Here is a 13,974-nt window from a genome sequence, read left to right as displayed (position 1 = left end):
GGGCCCTCGCCCCGCTGGCGCGGGGCCGGCTCGCTCCGCTCGCCTGGCGCGCTCCGCGCGCCGGTTGGGTGCCCCGCGCGTTGGGTGCCCATCGGTAGGTGGGGCACGGCGGGCGCTGACGCGCCGCCGGGAGGGTTCCTGAACGGCGGGCCGAGGACGGGAGGGGGTCAGCTGGGCGCACCACGGGCCGCTGTGCGCCCGCCTGCGCCCCGTTCCCACCCCTGCACCCCCACAATCCCACCCGCACCCCGAACGGCCCTCAGACGCCCCCACACCGAGCCAGGGGGGCCGAGGGGCCGGGGGCCGGGGGGCCGGGGGCCGGGCGGGCCGCGCAGCCCCCACCCCCGCCCATGCCATAACACCACCACACCCCCACCACAAACAACACCACACAACCGATTGCGCCCACACCACAACGCGTGTATGGTTTGACTCAGCGGGAGGCAACCGGCCCCCTGCACCCCTCAAGGAGGACACCGTGAAACGTGCTCGCACCCGTCGCCCCACCACCCGTGCCACCCTGACGGCCCGACTCGACCGCTGCGCGCTCATCGCCCGGCACGCCTTGTGCGTCGGCTCCGTCCTGATCTTCGTCGCCGCGCTCGGGGGGCTGGCGCCGGTGTACGTGCCCGCGCTGTCCACGCCGGCCCTGATCGCCTTTGCCCTGTGGTGTGCGCTGGTGCTCGCCCTGATGCTCACCACCGCCGCGCGTGTCACCGCGCGCCTGGTGCTCGGCGCAACACGTGCCGCGCGCTCGGTCTGGGGCGCTCCGGCCTCCGATCCTCGCTGATTCCGACTCCCTGCCCCGCCTCGCGGCGGGGCAGGGCGATGCCATACGTTCGCCATATCGCCGCCATACTCAACGTTGCCGTCCCGGCTTTTCTTGTGTATGGTTTGACTCAGCAGGGGGCACCAGGCCCCCCGCACCCCTCTAGGAGGACACGATGGATGCTCTGACCGCCCGCACCCCGCTCGATCTGACCGACTACGCCGCCGCCGCCCTGCCGTCCACCCCCGCGGATTCCGTGGTGGCCATCGGCCTGAAGGGCTCGCGGCTGGGGCCGGTGATGCGCCTTGACGATGTCGCCGCCCCCGCCACCATGGCCGGAGTGATCGCCGCCAGCATGCGCTCCGCCAACTGCACGCGCGTCTTCCTGATCGGCTACGGCCCGGAGGACCGCGCCCTGCGCTGGCTCGAGCTGGAGTCCATCCTGACCGGCCACGGTCTGAGCGTGGAGGGGCTGATCCACGTGGACGGGCGCATGTGCACCAACCTGGGCACGGGCGAGGCCGTGGCCTACGCCCCGGGCACCTCCACGCTGGGCCTGCACCTGGCCCTGCTCGACGGCGCGCGGGCCGAGTACCCCACCGCCACCCCGAGCAAGTCGGACGCCCTGACGGAGGCCGTGGCGGCTCACGCGGCCACGCTGACGGACATGCACGCGGACGCTCCGGCGCTGATCGAGGGCATCAACCGCCTGCTGAAGGATCAGAACGACGCCGGGGCCGCCGCCGTCGTGCTGGCCACCCTGAACCACCGTGACCCGGAGTATCTGATCGCGGCGCTGGTGGCCTGTACGGCCCCGAACCGGCTGGAGGCGGTGGACTTCACCCGGGGCGAGTTCCCGCACGGTCTGCGCTGGAAGGCGAGCGTGGAGGCCGAGACGGTGCTCAACGCCGCCGTGGCCCTCGGCCCGGGCCACGCCTGCGCCGGGGCGCTGGCGGTGCTGGCCTACGTGGCCTGGATCCGAGGCGCAGGAGCGGTGGCCGATGGCCGCCTGAACCTCGCCGAGCGATGCGCCCCGCACCACCCGCACGTGCGCGCCGTGCGCCGGATGACGCGGGCCACGCCCGTGGCCGTCGTGGCCACCGACCCGGCGTGGGCCTGGGGCAAGCACACGCGGGCCGCTGAGGGCCGCTGAGCGTGACCGGGGGGCCAGCGCGTAACGCTGGCCCCCCGGTGCCCGTGGAGACGGTGCACGCCCGCCAGCGTAGACCGGCCCACGCGTGGGCGGGCGCTGCATAAATCGCTGTTGCCCGCTCGGCCGCGCTTGTGTATGGTTATACACGCAGCGGGGGGCATGAGGCCCCCGGCACCCCGAGCGGCCAGGAGGCCCGACATGGACACCGACCAGACCACCATCTGCACCTCCCAGAACGTGCACATCGGCCAGGAGGTGGTCATCGTCGACCGCATCCAGCTGGGCCACTGCATCAGCTACGCCGACGGGACCGTGACCGCGATCGACCCCAGCCGTGGGACCTACTCGGTGGCCCACAACGGCATGCGCGGGCGCACCGTCCACACCCTCTCCGACCAGTGGCACGGAGACGGCGGCCCCTACTGCATGCCCGCCGCCGAGGTGTACGGCGACTGAGCACGACGGGGGCGGCGCGCACGCGCCGCCCCCGTCGTCACCCCTGGCCGCGAGCGCGGGCGGGTCCCGCGCCCGCTGCCGCGTGGGGACGTGTCGCGGAGATGAGCTGCCGGCTGCATCGAGCTGCTGCCGACTCCCGGGGACCGCGACACGTCCCCGCCCTTCCTGTGACACGACCGATGGCGCGCCGGCCCGCGCTCGCGGATGGTGTTGTGCACGCGCCGGGGTATGTGTATGGTTGGACACGTCGCGGGGGGCATGAGGCCCCCGGCACCCCGACGGCCAAGGAGGCCCCCATGTCCAAGCACATCTATTCCTCCGGCTCCCTGCGCGCAGCCCTGAGCGCCGGCTCCCTCGCCGCCCGCGTCTCCCCCCACCGCGGCCCCGTCCACCTGGAGGTGCTCCCGGAGAACGCCCTGCGCGTGATCAGCACCCACGAGGACGCCTACGCCTGCGCCTACGCCGACTCCGACCGCCCGGCCCCCGCCGCGCTCGCGGGCCTGCCGCCGGTGGTGCTGTGCGCCCTGGACGTCTCCCAGCTGATGCGCCATCTGGACGCGCTCCCCCTGCCCGAGACCCCGGTCAACGTCACCGCCACCGCCGACCGCGTCCACGTCGACGTCGTCGGCGGCCGCGAGCGCTGGACGTTCGCCAACCTCGCCGCCCCCGGCGTGCCCACTCCCGCCATCCCCCAGGCCCCCGGCCCCGGCGTCGAGCTGCCCGCCCTGCCCGCGACCCTGGGCCTGCCCGGGCTGCTGATGGACGTGCTGAGCGGCGGTGGCCGCCTCCACGGCACCCGCTACCTGCGCCAGCGGATCCACGGCGTGCACGGCGCACTGGACCTGATCGGCTGGAGCATCGGCACCTGGGCACACGGACGCGCCTACGTCGCCCCCCTGGACGGCTACACGCCGGCCGCCCGCGATGCCGCCGCCCTGGCCGACCGCGACAGCCTGGCCGCCCTGCCCACCGCCTGACCGGCAGGCCGCGAGCGCGGGGGCTCCCGCGCTCGCGGCATCCCGGGGACGTGTCGTGAAGCTGAGCTGCCGGCTGCATCGAGCTGCTGCCGGCTCCCCTGGATCGCGGCACGTCCCCGTCCCCTCCGCGTCACGACCACAGGCGCGTGGACCTGCGCTCGCGGGTGGTGTTGTGCGCGCGCCGTTGTATGTGTATGGTTGGACACGTAGCGGGGGGCATGAGGCCCCCGGCACCCCGACCAAGGAGGCACCTCCGATGCCTGAGCACCACCTTCTCGACCTCGACTCCCTGCCCTCCGCCTTCGAGCCCTGCCCGGAGTGCGGCGACGTGATGTGCCAGCCCGACCCGTGGGGCGAGGACTGCGACGACCGCGCCCGGCGCCGCCAGGCCGTGGCCACTCTGGAGGACCAGCGCCGCCAGGCCCACGCCCTCGCGGCCCCCGCCGCCGCCGCGCGCGCCCGTCAGCAGTGCCTGGAGCTGACCGGCTCCGATGGCACCCACACCTTCCGCGCCGGCGCCCGCGCCCTCGACGTCAGCACCGGCCCCTCCACGCATGGCCACGAGCGCCGATGGGCGCACCCTGGCAAGCGGTCCCCGGGGCACTCTGCGACCACGGGCCACGCTTCCGAGGCGGACCGACTGTTCGTGTTCAGCACATCTGCGGCCCCGTTTCAGCCGGGCCGTCCCTACAGTCCGTTTCAGGCATATGCGCTGCTGCATCATGGCGGGGACTACCGGGCGGCCGCGGCGGACCTGCGGGCAGGCGGGTTCGGTGGCGGCCCGGCCGCGGGGGGTGGTGAGCCGTGGGGGCGCGACTAGCCTTGACCCTCTATGCCGAGTGGTCCCAGCACCTGACCCCGGGGGACATGAATGCCGCGGTCCGCATGGCGCTCACCGCCCGTGACGACGGGGCACCCCCGCTGTACTACGGCGGATGGGAAGCGCTCGCGGCGGCGCTGGGGTACTGGAAGCCCGGGGCTGACCCTGAATCCGTCCGTCGGCAGACGCAACGTGTCATCACCAAGCTGGTTCGGAAGGGCGTCATCACATCTAGTGGACAGGCCCGCCCGCGCGTGCGCGCCGAGTACGCCCTGAACCTGGACCCGCTATACCAGTTCGAGCCGGTCGGGGAGGGAAGGGCGGTCACCTGGCGACGGGTTCCCCGCGCTGATCCCAGAGCCGTAGACAACCGGCCGAGCCCATCGGGTGGGGGACTCGCAGAGTCTGGAACGGGGGACTCCCAGAGTCCCGCACGGGGGGACTCTGGGAGTCCCCCAAGGAGACACTTCAGGAGACACATCAGGATTGGCCCGGACAGGCGTGCCCCCCTCACCGCGTCGGGCGCGTCGGCAGAGCTGGCGAGACCAGGCGGCGGGCCCACCTGGCCAGTCTGGTCGACGAACTGCCCACGCTCGCACAGCTGGGGATGGGGGATGGACCGTGAGCGGTTAGCCCTGGTCCCGGGCTGGGGGCCTCGCGCCTACAGGTGCGGGCCCCCAGGGTCCCAAGGCCTACGCGTCGCGGACCAGTGCCGAGCTGCTAGACGTTCCTTCGCCGCTACTACCTGGCGGTCGAGTGCCTGAAGAGCCCGTGTGACGTCAGGGAGAGAGACGGACTCGCCAAGGATTGTGTACTGGCCGTCCTCTGGGTTGAAGTGGTGCAAGTGCATTTCTTCGAGCCCTTCAATCCCGGTGATCATGTCTTTAGACCCGATGTTGTTGCGGAGGATGATCCGAGGGGGATACATCATGAGCCTGTCCAGTCGCTCATCGAAATGTTCGATGCTGTTGCGTAGCGCTCGCGAGCGGATCGGGCTGTCCTCTGGGACAGAGAGGGCTTCTCGAATCGCTGCCCCTCTCCCTTCGGCGAACTTCATCCGCTGATCGCGTTCGGGCCTAGTCTCACCCGGACCCATCTGCCCATTCTTAGTCTTTGGCCAAATCAGCTGGGCAACCATGGCCGTTTCGCTAACCACGGTTTCAGCATGATCGAAGGCTTTTTCGTGAAGACGTTGCCCCTCGGCGTTGCTACTAGGCGAAGGTGGAACGTTGAAACCCAGGCTCCGGCGCATCGCTATGGCCTTGTCCATCAACCGCGCAGCATTCAACGCTCGGCCGACATGGCGCTGAATCTCATCTAAGTAGCAGTCCATGGCGAAGTCGTCGAAGGGCAGCACGTCAGGTAAGGGGGGTTTGTCGGCGCTCTCCGGAGTGGTGGATGTCATAGCAGGAGCCTAGTAAGGCTCCGGCGGGCGGGTAAGGGGCGGGGGCACCGGGATAACCCATAAGGTGATGACAACCTGCCCTGCGGTAGAGCGGTAGTTGCCAACGCGTCGGCTGGCGACTCTGGCGGGAGAGGGCAGGCGGGACGAAGGGGGCTAGCCACCGTGTGGCGGCGAGGGGGCGTGCTACGGGTAGCGCTGGGCGGGCTCGCAGGATCTGTCACATAGCTGTCACATGGCGGGGCGCGTGTGAATCACTCCATGTCAGACATGGAATTGTGGAGAATCACCCAGCTGCACCCCGAGCTGGTCGCGGCCCTGGACAAGGTCGCCCACCACGAGCTCGGTACCGCCCTGGGCTGACCCCCCGCCCGCGAGCGCGGGGCCCACCCTGGCCCCGCGCTCGCGGCACGCCGGGGACGTGTCGCGGAGATGCGGGGCCGGCTGCATCCGTGGCACAGCCGGCGGCCGATGCGATGCAGGGATTTGCACATCCGCCCGCGTATGTGTATGGTTAGACACATCAGCAGGGATCACCCGGATCCCCGCACCCCATAGAAGGGACAGCCATCATGGCCAACGCAATCCTGATCACCCCCACCGGCGACGTCACCGAGGAGCAGGTCAACGGCCTGGAGGACTTCCAGCAGCACGTCGGCGGCTACGTGGAGGCCCTGTCCTCCGACGATGGCGACCACACCATCTGGCTCAACGAGGAGGGCAAGATCGCCGGCCTGCCGGTCAACTCCAAGGGTCACCGGATCGTCCACGAGCTGACCATCCTCGCCCCGGACGACGTCATCGTCGGCCCGGTGCTGATCACCGGCGACCTGGCCGACGACGGGGAGACCTACCTGCCCCCCACCAAGGCTCTGCGCGAGCGGCTCGGCCTCGACGACTGAGCCCCACGGGCGGGCGGGCCCCGCGGCCCGCCCGCCCCGGCCGCGCCGGGGCCACCCACGAATCCCACGCCCCTGTTGCGCCGTCCCTCTTGCGCGTGTATGGTTATACACATCAGCAGGGGTTATCCGGACCCCCGCACCCCCGACGAAAGGGACTCCGATGACCAAGGCCACGATGATCCACCCCGACGGCACCACCGCCGACGTCGAGCTTCACACCATCCCCGCCGACGTCGACCGCCTGCTGGGCGCCACCGCTGAGGTCTACAACCCCGGCGACTACGACGGCATGGACGGCGACTGGTCGCTCTGGGCCGACGCCCGCCACAGTTCCTCCCGCCCGTTCAACTCCACGGCCACCGAGATGATCCACGACGCCGGCTTCGACGCCCGCGAGATCATCACCGGCCCCGTCCTGGTGATCCGCTGAGCCTCCCCCGCCCTCCCGCCACACCGGCGGGAGGGCGGGCAGGATGACCATCACGACCTCCACGCCCCCAGGAGACCCCATGCCCCTGAACGCCCGCTCCCGCATCCTGATCACCCCCCACGGCTCCGACGAGTCCTTCGAGGGCACCGTCGGCGGCCTGATCCGCCACGTCCGCCACGCCGACCCGTCCGCGATCACCGCGCTGGAGCAGTCCCTGCACCGCGCCTGCCGCCTCCCCGACACCGGCGACGTCCGCGAGGCGAGCCTGGAGCACAACCTCGCGGTCCTCACCGCGGCCGACCTCGAGCGCTTGGAGCCCGGGGCCACCATCACCATCCTGGACGCCTGATCCGCCCCGCACCGAAGGAGACCCCCTGATGCGCACCCGCCCCCTGATCCTGCTCCCCCTGGCCCTGGCCGGCCTCGCCCTCCAGGGGTGCACCGCCACACCTGCTCCTGCCCCGTCGACGAGCGCGAGCGCGGCCCCCACGGCAGCCGCGAGCAGCACCACGGCACCCACTGCGGCCGCCAGCTCGGCCACCCCCACGACACGTCCCTCCAGCTCGGCCCCCGCCAAGCCCGTGGACGTGCAGATCCGCATCCAGTGGATCCCCCGCGACGGCACCACCACCACGGCAGCCCGCGGCGGCGTGAACCTCTTCGTGGGCGGCACCGGCGCGGACACCCACACCAACGAGACCATCCCCGCCGAGCCCGCCGGCACCACCCCCCTGACCCTGCGCACCCAGGCCAAGCCCGGTGAAAAGATCCAGGTGATCGCCAACGTCCCGCAGCTACCCGCCGCCGGCGACCTGCACTGCGAGATCATCGCCGACGGCACCACCGCCCCCCTGGACGCCCAGACCGGCGACCCCAAGGGCATGCCCATGGTCCAGTGCGAGGCCACCGTCCCCGAGCCCTCCAGCTGAGCATCCCGCGGACACCGCGACACGTCCCCGCAGCACCTCCACGACACCCGCAGCTGTCACGAGCACTGGCTGGCGTCTAGGAAGGACCGGGGACCAGCCCAGATCCCTACGACAGCTCAACCCAGGAGCCGTGAATGCCCCTGGGAGTCTGGCTCATCCCTGCGCGGGCGGAGCTTCCGACGGGCTCACCGACTTTGACGACGTGCCCGTGGGCTCATCCCTGCGTGCGCGGGGCTTCCAGAACCATGACGTGCCCGTAGTAGCCGCCCCAGGGCTCATCCCTGCGTGCGCGGGGCTTCCGACGACGAGGCCGTGGCCAGTGTGCTGACCCTGGGCTCATCCCTGCGTGCGCGGGGCTTCCCTTGCTGTCGTTCATGCTGCCTGGTCCTTCCAGGGCTCATCCCTGCGTGCGCGGGGCTTCCACTACCTGGCCAGGGCGGATGCTCCGCGCTCTGCGCTTTCCCCTTCGGTTGAGGGGGGTTGGGATGACCAGCCAGTTGCCCGGCTGGACATGCCCACACCCTGGGGTGCGGGCTTGACGCTTCCACGCCCCTGCCCCGCGGCCCCGCCAGATGGCGGGCCCGAGACAGCAGCTCCACGTCCGTTTCGACTCTCCCGACGGCCTCGGGCGAGCTCGACCCCTGCTCCACGCTCCTCCTGCACAGCCCACGCCCGGATGTTGATCGCGGCGTTCACGTCGCGGTCGATCACCAGGTGGCAGGCCTCGCACTCGAAGGTCCGCTCGGCCAGGGACAGCGTGGATTTGACTGTCCCGCAGCGCGAGCACGCCTTCGAGGAGGGCGCGAATCGGTCGATCATCTTCACCTGGGACCCTGCCCAGGAGGTCTTGTAGTCCAGCTGCCGACGCAGCATCCCCAGCCCGGCATCCAGGATCGCCCGGTTCAACCCGGACTTGGCAGCCACGTTCCTACCCGGCGCCTCGAGCGTCCCGCGGGCCGAACGGGTCATCCCCGCCACGTTCAGGTCCTCCAGGGCGACCACCGCGAAGTCCGTCGCCAGTCTCGTGGACACCTGATGCAGCAGCCCCGCCCGACGTAGGGCGATCCCGTGCTGGAGTGCCGCGATCTGCCGGCGCACGCGCTCGCGGCGGTTCGAGCCGGGCTGGGTGCGGGCGTAGGCGCGCTGGAGACGGGTCAGGCGGGCAGCCTGGCGGGCACCGGGGCGGCCGTTGTCGATGACCTCGCCGGTGGAGAGGGCGGCCAGGTGCTTGACCCCCAGGTCCACGCCGACGGCGCCGTTGGCGCGCTGGCGACGGCTGGGCCCGGTCCGGATGGGGGTGGGGTCGGCAACGAGGATCGAGGCGTACCACCGTCCGCCCGCCTGGGAGATGGTCATGGACCGGATCTGGGCGCCGCGGCGGCAGGCGCGGACCAGGCGGCTGGTCTTGTCGTAGGTGCGGATGGTCCCCAGGGAGGCCAGGCGCAGGTGCCGGTGGTCGGTGATCACCCCGCGGCGGGGCTCGCCGCGCTTGTAGGGGGTGCCCGCGGCGCCGATGACCTCGGGGGCGGGGATGGTGAAGCTGTCCCGGGACCGGCCCTTCTTCTTGAACCGCGGCAGGCCGACGCGCACGCCGGCGCGCGTACCGGAGGCGGAGGCCATCCAGTTCTCGGTGGCCTTCGCGGCGTTCTGGAGGCCGGAGACCAGGACGCGGCGGGGCACGGTGTGCATCCAGGGCTCGGCGTATCGCTCGTCGGTCCACGCTTCGGCCGGGTCGGCACCGGCGGCGATCGCGGCGGCGGCCTCACGGTGGCGGCGGATCAGCGGGGTCAGGTGGGCCGTGGAGTACGACTGGTAGCTGGCCACGCGGAGGGTGGGGTCGGCGGCGCGCTCGGCCTTCATGCGCGCGGCCAGCTCGGGGCCGGCCAGCCCGCTCTCGGCCAGCTCGGTGCGACGGGCGGCACCGGCGGCCAGGGCGGCCCGGTTGTGGGCGATGAGCATGTTGTAGGCCACGCGCGCGGCGCCGGCGTACTGGGCCAGCAGGGTGGCCTGGGCGGGGTTGGGGTCCAGGCGGTGCTTGAACGCGCGCAGCCTCGGGGCCAGGTCGGTACCCGTGGTAGTCGTCATCGCTCACACCTCCTCCTGCGCCAGCATCGTCCATCCGTTCAGGGGCATGGTCACCCACCCCCCGGACACGTTACGGCCTCGCTCACCCAGCCGGGCAGGAGGCCAACACCCTGCGCATCGCCGCGCGCTCGCGCTCGGTGACGCTCAGCCCCCACTTGGCCTTCACCACCACCTGGTGCTCCACGAGCTCACATCGGCCCGCAACGGTGTCCGGCAGCCAGTCCGCCGCGGTCGCATCCGACTTCGAGGTGTTCGCCGGCCCATCCACGGCCAGCAGATTCGCCGGGTCGTTGGCGAACGCCGTGCGCTGGGACTCGTCCCACGCCCACGCCCCGGAGGCCCAGGCATCGGCAAGGGAGACCGTGTGGTCGATATGCACGGCCTGGGAGTCCTGGGAGGAGAAGGGGATCGTAGCGCCGCTGTAGGGGTCCACGAGCTGGCCGGAAAGCACCTTGCACCCCCGCGTGCCGGGCTTGATCTGCACCTGTGTCAGGTCGCGCCGCAGCACGTCGTTGCGGGTGTCACAGCCGTTGCGGTCCACGTCCGCCCAGCGCTGGCCGAACGCGTCTCGCGTGTAGGCGCTGGCCGGTGCCGCGGAGGTCAGGGCCAGCTGCTCGAGCTGGCCCCCGACCGGGCCGGCCGCCGGCGTCGGGGACGTGTCGCCGAGTGAAGGCAGCTCCCCTCCGCTGGGCAGCGCCACCTTGGGAAGCTTCACCTCTGGCACCTGGACCCCCTGCACATATCCACCCCCGACGGCGCCAACCACACCCAGAGCAGCCACCACGGCGACGACGCCCGAGACCCATCGACGCACGCTCACGAGCCCGCCCCCGCACGCTCCTGCAGAGTGGGCACAGCCTCGATCACAGCGTGCAGCCCATGGCTCACCCGCAGCCGGCGCGCGGCCTCGGCGGTAGCCGCCCGGTGCAGCTCCACGGGAATCACCTCGATGCCATCACCCATGTCCGGCTCCTCCATCTCCGGCAACCACCTGTAGAAGGAACCGCGGGAAGCGTAGGTCAACATCAGCGCGGCACCGGCCTGCTCATGCACGCGCAAGGTCTCGGCGATCAGCTCCTCCACGAGGCGCTCGCGGTAGTCCTCCAGGCGGGTCATGGCCGAGTCGATCCAGGACCAGTCCCGCGGCGGGTTCTTGCCGAACTCCCAGCGGGTGATGCTCTTCTCCGCGACACCCAGGGTGTCGGCGAGGGCGTCGCGGGACAGACCGAGGGCCTCTCGGCGGCACTTCAGCTCGATAGCGTTCATGGCTCAGCCCTCCGCCTTCTGGTCGGCCGGCTCGTCCTGGTCGGTCACGCCGTACTCCTGACGCAGGGCCTCCTCCTCGAGGCGCAGGCGGGTGATGGCCTTCATCAGGGGCTCGCGACGGGTGTGCAGCTCGTTGTTGGCGGCGTCCTCCCAGCTGTCCAGGGTCCAGCCGGCGCCCTGGATCTTGCTGACCATGACGGCGTCGGGGGCGCGCAGGTCGTTCTTGATGCGGGTCCAGGTGGAGGGCGAGGTGAAGCCGGCTTGCCGAGCCATCTCGTTGACGGAGTAGTAGAAGGTGGTCATGGGGGTGCTCTCTCAATCTGGAGGCGACAGAATCACCTCACGTAGGTCTAGCGATACACGTCAAACCATACGCGTCACGCCATACACCCGCAACCCTTATCCACAACCCCCCCGTTACCTTCTTCGTGGCTCCTGGATCCGGCAGGATCAGGGAGTGCTGACCGGCCGGTCCTGGGCATGATCGTTTGCCCCCAGTCATCCATGATCCGGGGGGTGTTGTCACCCAGGACCGGTCCGGTGGTCACGGATCGCTGATAGAGGCAGGACCCGGCTGACAAGGGCCTTCGTAACGTGGATGCCGAGCGTGATCACCTCCCGGCCGGCCAGCACACGCCACCGGCGCACCAGAAGGGAACGATCATGACAGCACAGCAGCACCCGGCCGTGTTCATCGGCCTTGACGTCGGCAAGGCCGAGCACCACGCCGTGGCCCTCACCGCGGCCGGGAAAAAGGTCTACGACAAGGCCTTGCCCAACGACGAGACCCGCCTACGCGGCATCCTCGACGAGCTCGCCCGCGCCCACGGGCCCGCGCTGCTCGTCGTCGATCAACCGGCCACGATCGGCGCCCTGCCCGTGGCCGTGGCCCAGGCCTGCGACGGCGTTGAGGTGGCGTACCTGCCCGGGCTGGCGATGCGACGGATCGCTGACCTGCACCCCGGCTCGGCCAAGACCGACGCCAAGGACGCGGCGATCATCGCTGAAGCAGCCCGCACGATGCCCCATACGCTGCGCTCCATCCGAGTCGATGAGGAACAGATCGCCGAGCTGGCCATGCTCGCCGGGTTCGATGACGACCTCGCCGCGCAGATCACCGCGACCTCGAACCGGCTGCGCGGACTCCTCACCCAGATCCACCCCGCGCTCGAGCGCGTGCTCGGGCCCAGGATCCCCCCCCCCGCCGTGGCAGACCTTCTCGGCCGCTACCCCACCCCGGCACAGCTCAGAACGGCTGGGCCGGGGCATGTGCGGGCCAGGCTGCGCAAGCACGCCCCACGCCTGGCCGCTTCTCTCACGGAACAGATCTTCCAAGCCCTGGACGAGCAGTCCGTGGTCGTGGCCGGCACGCAGGCCGCGGCCACCGTGGTCCCGATCCTGGCAGAACAGCTCGCCGGCCTGACCCGTCAGCGGGCCGGCCTGGCCTCCCAGGTGGAGGCTGCAGTGGAGGCCCACCCTCTTCACCCGGTCCTGATCTCGATGCCCGGAGTAGGGATCAGGACCGCCGCACGCATCCTCACTGAAGTTGTGGGCAAGGACTTCGTCGATGCCGGGCATCTGGCCTCCTACGCCGGGATCGCCCCGGTCACCCGACGCTCCGGGACCTCGATCCGCGGAGAGCACGTAGCCCGGGGCGGGAACAAGCGACTGAAGCGGGCCCTGTTCCTCTCAGCGTTCGCTTCGCTGTCACACCCGCCTTCCAGGGCGTACTACGACCGCAAACGAGCCCAGGGCAAACGCCACAACCAGGCGCTGATCGCGCTGGCCCGGCGCCGCACGGACGTGCTCTACGCGATGCTCCGCGATGGCACCCTGTATCAAGACCCGACCGCCCCGCCAGCACCATCATCAGTCGCTCTCGCGGCTTGACGAAAACCATAGAGGCACCCCCCCCCGTCACCACTGCCCCTGCTACGGTTTGCACAGGTCGAACGTGAGCCCATCCCGTAGGGCCTGCGACTTAGAAGCCCTCCTGGCCATCCCCCCTCCGCGCCGGGAGGGCTTCGCTCTGCCTGGCACCCAGAAGGGACATCACGGCCGCGCGACCGCCTTATCCACGGTGAAGGACACCCGCGGATCGGAGGAGCCATGAGCATCGAGGTCGAGCACCTGGAGGCCGCCCTGGCCGAGGCCGTCGAGGTGGTGACCGACAGCGAGCGCGCGCATGCGAGCACCGCAGCCTGTCATTGGTGGCGCTGCTGCCAGGTGCTGCGTCGTTTCATCGACGTCCCGGACGCCTTCCCGCCGGCGGCGCTGGTCGCCTAGACTGGACCCCAGAAGCGCCCCGCTTTCCCGTTGATCTGACAGTCGCAGGAACCTCGCGGGGCGCTTTCGCGCGTCCAGAGCTTGTTGCCCTCCACTTGCCAGCCCACCTAGTATGTTGACGTCAGATCAACGTAAGGGTGGAGGTGTCCCTGATGATCCAGGTGTCCTGGCAAGGGCGGATGACCACGTCCCTGCCGACCACAGATTCCGAGGTGGCCCGCTGGGTCGCCCACGACCGCCCCGAGATGGTGCGCGCCCAGACCGCCGACGGCACCGCCTACCGGCCCGACGCCGCTCAGGTCCTCGCGTTCATGCAAGCCCAGGCCCACCTGGCCCAGATGCTGCGCTTCCAGTACGCCGCCGCCCACGGGCTGGTGCCCGCGCACGCAGGCGCCGTGCTGACACGCCCTAGGTGTAGGAGGGCATGACGTTGTTGACTCGGGTCGGTGCCAGTGAGGCCGGAGGAGCGTCTCCGCAGGAGGTATGAGGCCGATGGTAG

The 13,974-nt window shown here is 70.9% G+C and carries 17 protein-coding genes and 1 CRISPR repeat array; of the genes, 12 read left to right on the top strand and 5 right to left on the bottom strand.

Annotated elements, in window-relative coordinates; genetic code table 11:
- Positions 1 to 478 precede the first annotated feature (478 nt).
- From AUV08_RS06975 to AUV08_RS06955, 5 genes are all read left to right on the top strand, one after another.
- On the top strand, positions 479 to 790 hold the full coding sequence (locus AUV08_RS06975; RefSeq protein WP_061873160.1) for a hypothetical protein: 312 nt from the start codon (positions 479 to 481) through the stop codon (positions 788 to 790).
- Positions 791 to 944: 154 nt separating this feature from the next.
- A complete protein-coding gene (locus AUV08_RS06970; protein ID WP_061867501.1) occupies positions 945 to 1,922 on the top strand; it encodes a DUF4192 family protein in 978 nt (325 codons plus the stop codon).
- A gap of 198 nt (positions 1,923 to 2,120) precedes the next feature.
- A complete protein-coding gene (locus tag AUV08_RS06965; RefSeq protein WP_061873159.1) occupies positions 2,121 to 2,378 on the top strand; it encodes a hypothetical protein in 258 nt (85 codons plus the stop codon).
- Positions 2,379 to 2,674: 296 nt separating this feature from the next.
- A complete protein-coding gene (locus AUV08_RS06960; RefSeq protein WP_031943810.1) occupies positions 2,675 to 3,355 on the top strand; it encodes a hypothetical protein in 681 nt (226 codons plus the stop codon).
- A 256-nt stretch (positions 3,356 to 3,611) separates the two neighbouring features.
- A complete protein-coding gene (locus AUV08_RS06955) occupies positions 3,612 to 4,175 on the top strand; it encodes a hypothetical protein (RefSeq protein WP_061867502.1) in 564 nt (187 codons plus the stop codon).
- A gap of 661 nt (positions 4,176 to 4,836) precedes the next feature.
- Here the strand turns inward: AUV08_RS06955 and AUV08_RS11960 are convergent.
- Entirely contained in the window at positions 4,837 to 5,580 is a 744-nt protein-coding gene (locus AUV08_RS11960) for a hypothetical protein (RefSeq protein WP_031943813.1), read from the bottom strand.
- A 569-nt stretch (positions 5,581 to 6,149) separates the two neighbouring features.
- Here AUV08_RS11960 and AUV08_RS06945 point away from each other — a divergent pair.
- From AUV08_RS06945 to AUV08_RS06930, 4 genes are all read left to right on the top strand, one after another.
- Positions 6,150 to 6,479: a DUF3846 domain-containing protein gene (locus AUV08_RS06945; RefSeq protein ID WP_031943816.1), complete on the top strand. Its 330-nt coding sequence runs from the start codon at positions 6,150 to 6,152 to the stop codon at positions 6,477 to 6,479.
- Positions 6,480 to 6,639: 160 nt separating this feature from the next.
- Positions 6,640 to 6,909: a hypothetical protein gene (locus AUV08_RS06940; protein WP_031943817.1), complete on the top strand. Its 270-nt coding sequence runs from the start codon at positions 6,640 to 6,642 to the stop codon at positions 6,907 to 6,909.
- A 79-nt stretch (positions 6,910 to 6,988) separates the two neighbouring features.
- Positions 6,989 to 7,258 (top strand): hypothetical protein, encoded by a 270-nt coding sequence (locus tag AUV08_RS06935; RefSeq protein ID WP_031943818.1) that lies wholly within the window; start codon positions 6,989 to 6,991, stop codon positions 7,256 to 7,258.
- A 28-nt stretch (positions 7,259 to 7,286) separates the two neighbouring features.
- Positions 7,287 to 7,838 (top strand): hypothetical protein, encoded by a 552-nt coding sequence (locus AUV08_RS06930; RefSeq protein ID WP_031943819.1) that lies wholly within the window; start codon positions 7,287 to 7,289, stop codon positions 7,836 to 7,838.
- A 149-nt stretch (positions 7,839 to 7,987) separates the two neighbouring features.
- A CRISPR array of direct repeats spans positions 7,988 to 8,260; the repeat unit is 29 nt; unit sequence GGGCTCATCCCTGCGTGCGCGGGGCTTCC.
- Position 8,261: 1 nt separating this feature from the next.
- Here AUV08_RS06930 and AUV08_RS06925 read toward each other — a convergent pair.
- The 4 genes from AUV08_RS06925 to AUV08_RS06910 all read right to left on the bottom strand — a co-directional run bounded on the left by AUV08_RS06925 (position 8,262) and on the right by AUV08_RS06910 (position 11,492).
- Complete coding sequence (locus tag AUV08_RS06925; protein WP_031943820.1) at positions 8,262 to 9,923, bottom strand: RNA-guided endonuclease TnpB family protein; 1,662 nt, start codon at positions 9,921 to 9,923, stop codon at positions 8,262 to 8,264.
- Between the two features lie 82 nt (positions 9,924 to 10,005).
- The gene (locus tag AUV08_RS06920) at positions 10,006 to 10,638 is read right to left on the bottom strand and encodes an HNH endonuclease family protein (protein WP_231865120.1); all 633 of its coding nucleotides are present in this window, start codon (positions 10,636 to 10,638) and stop codon (positions 10,006 to 10,008) included.
- Positions 10,639 to 10,739: 101 nt separating this feature from the next.
- Positions 10,740 to 11,189, bottom strand: a complete 450-nt coding sequence (locus tag AUV08_RS06915; RefSeq protein ID WP_031943822.1) for a helix-turn-helix transcriptional regulator — start codon at positions 11,187 to 11,189, stop codon at positions 10,740 to 10,742.
- A 3-nt stretch (positions 11,190 to 11,192) separates the two neighbouring features.
- Positions 11,193 to 11,492: a hypothetical protein gene (locus AUV08_RS06910; RefSeq protein WP_031943823.1), complete on the bottom strand. Its 300-nt coding sequence runs from the start codon at positions 11,490 to 11,492 to the stop codon at positions 11,193 to 11,195.
- 360 nt (positions 11,493 to 11,852) lie between these two features.
- On the opposite strand from AUV08_RS06910, the gene AUV08_RS06905 reads away from it, so the two are divergent.
- The 3 genes from AUV08_RS06905 to AUV08_RS06900 all read left to right on the top strand — a co-directional run bounded on the left by AUV08_RS06905 (position 11,853) and on the right by AUV08_RS06900 (position 13,903).
- The gene (locus AUV08_RS06905; RefSeq protein ID WP_061873156.1) at positions 11,853 to 13,079 is read left to right on the top strand and encodes an IS110 family transposase; all 1,227 of its coding nucleotides are present in this window, start codon (positions 11,853 to 11,855) and stop codon (positions 13,077 to 13,079) included.
- A 219-nt stretch (positions 13,080 to 13,298) separates the two neighbouring features.
- On the top strand, positions 13,299 to 13,475 hold the full coding sequence (locus AUV08_RS11955) for a hypothetical protein (protein WP_031943824.1): 177 nt from the start codon (positions 13,299 to 13,301) through the stop codon (positions 13,473 to 13,475).
- Between the two features lie 152 nt (positions 13,476 to 13,627).
- A complete protein-coding gene (locus tag AUV08_RS06900) occupies positions 13,628 to 13,903 on the top strand; it encodes a hypothetical protein (RefSeq protein ID WP_148111011.1) in 276 nt (91 codons plus the stop codon).
- The last annotated feature ends 71 nt before the right edge of the window (positions 13,904 to 13,974 follow it).

It is taken from the genome of Micrococcus sp. CH7 (genome assembly GCF_001595485.1).
GTDB lineage: Bacteria > Actinomycetota > Actinomycetes > Actinomycetales > Micrococcaceae > Micrococcus > Micrococcus luteus.
The sequence above is the reverse complement of the archived record's forward strand: the minus strand, read 5'-3'. Positions and strand labels throughout refer to the sequence as shown.

What these genes read in the sequence shown, in the direction of transcription:
- AUV08_RS06970 (WP_061867501.1), top strand. Translation starts at nt 945, where the DNA reads ATGGATGCTCTGACCGCCCGCACCCCGCTCGATCTGACCGACTACGCC.
- AUV08_RS06965 (WP_061873159.1), top strand. Translation starts at nt 2,121, where the DNA reads ATGGACACCGACCAGACCACCATCTGCACCTCCCAGAACGTGCACATC.
- AUV08_RS06960 (WP_031943810.1), top strand. Translation starts at nt 2,675, where the DNA reads ATGTCCAAGCACATCTATTCCTCCGGCTCCCTGCGCGCAGCCCTGAGC.
- AUV08_RS06955 (WP_061867502.1), top strand. Translation starts at nt 3,612, where the DNA reads ATGCCTGAGCACCACCTTCTCGACCTCGACTCCCTGCCCTCCGCCTTC.
- AUV08_RS11960 (WP_031943813.1), bottom strand. Translation starts at nt 5,580, where the DNA reads ATGACATCCACCACTCCGGAGAGCGCCGACAAACCCCCCTTACCTGAC.
- AUV08_RS06945 (WP_031943816.1), top strand. Translation starts at nt 6,150, where the DNA reads ATGGCCAACGCAATCCTGATCACCCCCACCGGCGACGTCACCGAGGAG.
- AUV08_RS06940 (WP_031943817.1), top strand. Translation starts at nt 6,640, where the DNA reads ATGACCAAGGCCACGATGATCCACCCCGACGGCACCACCGCCGACGTC.
- AUV08_RS06935 (WP_031943818.1), top strand. Translation starts at nt 6,989, where the DNA reads ATGCCCCTGAACGCCCGCTCCCGCATCCTGATCACCCCCCACGGCTCC.
- AUV08_RS06930 (WP_031943819.1), top strand. Translation starts at nt 7,287, where the DNA reads ATGCGCACCCGCCCCCTGATCCTGCTCCCCCTGGCCCTGGCCGGCCTC.
- AUV08_RS06925 (WP_031943820.1), bottom strand. Translation starts at nt 9,923, where the DNA reads ATGACGACTACCACGGGTACCGACCTGGCCCCGAGGCTGCGCGCGTTC.
- AUV08_RS06915 (WP_031943822.1), bottom strand. Translation starts at nt 11,189, where the DNA reads ATGAACGCTATCGAGCTGAAGTGCCGCCGAGAGGCCCTCGGTCTGTCC.
- AUV08_RS06910 (WP_031943823.1), bottom strand. Translation starts at nt 11,492, where the DNA reads ATGACCACCTTCTACTACTCCGTCAACGAGATGGCTCGGCAAGCCGGC.
- AUV08_RS06905 (WP_061873156.1), top strand. Translation starts at nt 11,853, where the DNA reads ATGACAGCACAGCAGCACCCGGCCGTGTTCATCGGCCTTGACGTCGGC.
- AUV08_RS11955 (WP_031943824.1), top strand. Translation starts at nt 13,299, where the DNA reads ATGAGCATCGAGGTCGAGCACCTGGAGGCCGCCCTGGCCGAGGCCGTC.
- AUV08_RS06900 (WP_148111011.1), top strand. Translation starts at nt 13,628, where the DNA reads ATGATCCAGGTGTCCTGGCAAGGGCGGATGACCACGTCCCTGCCGACC.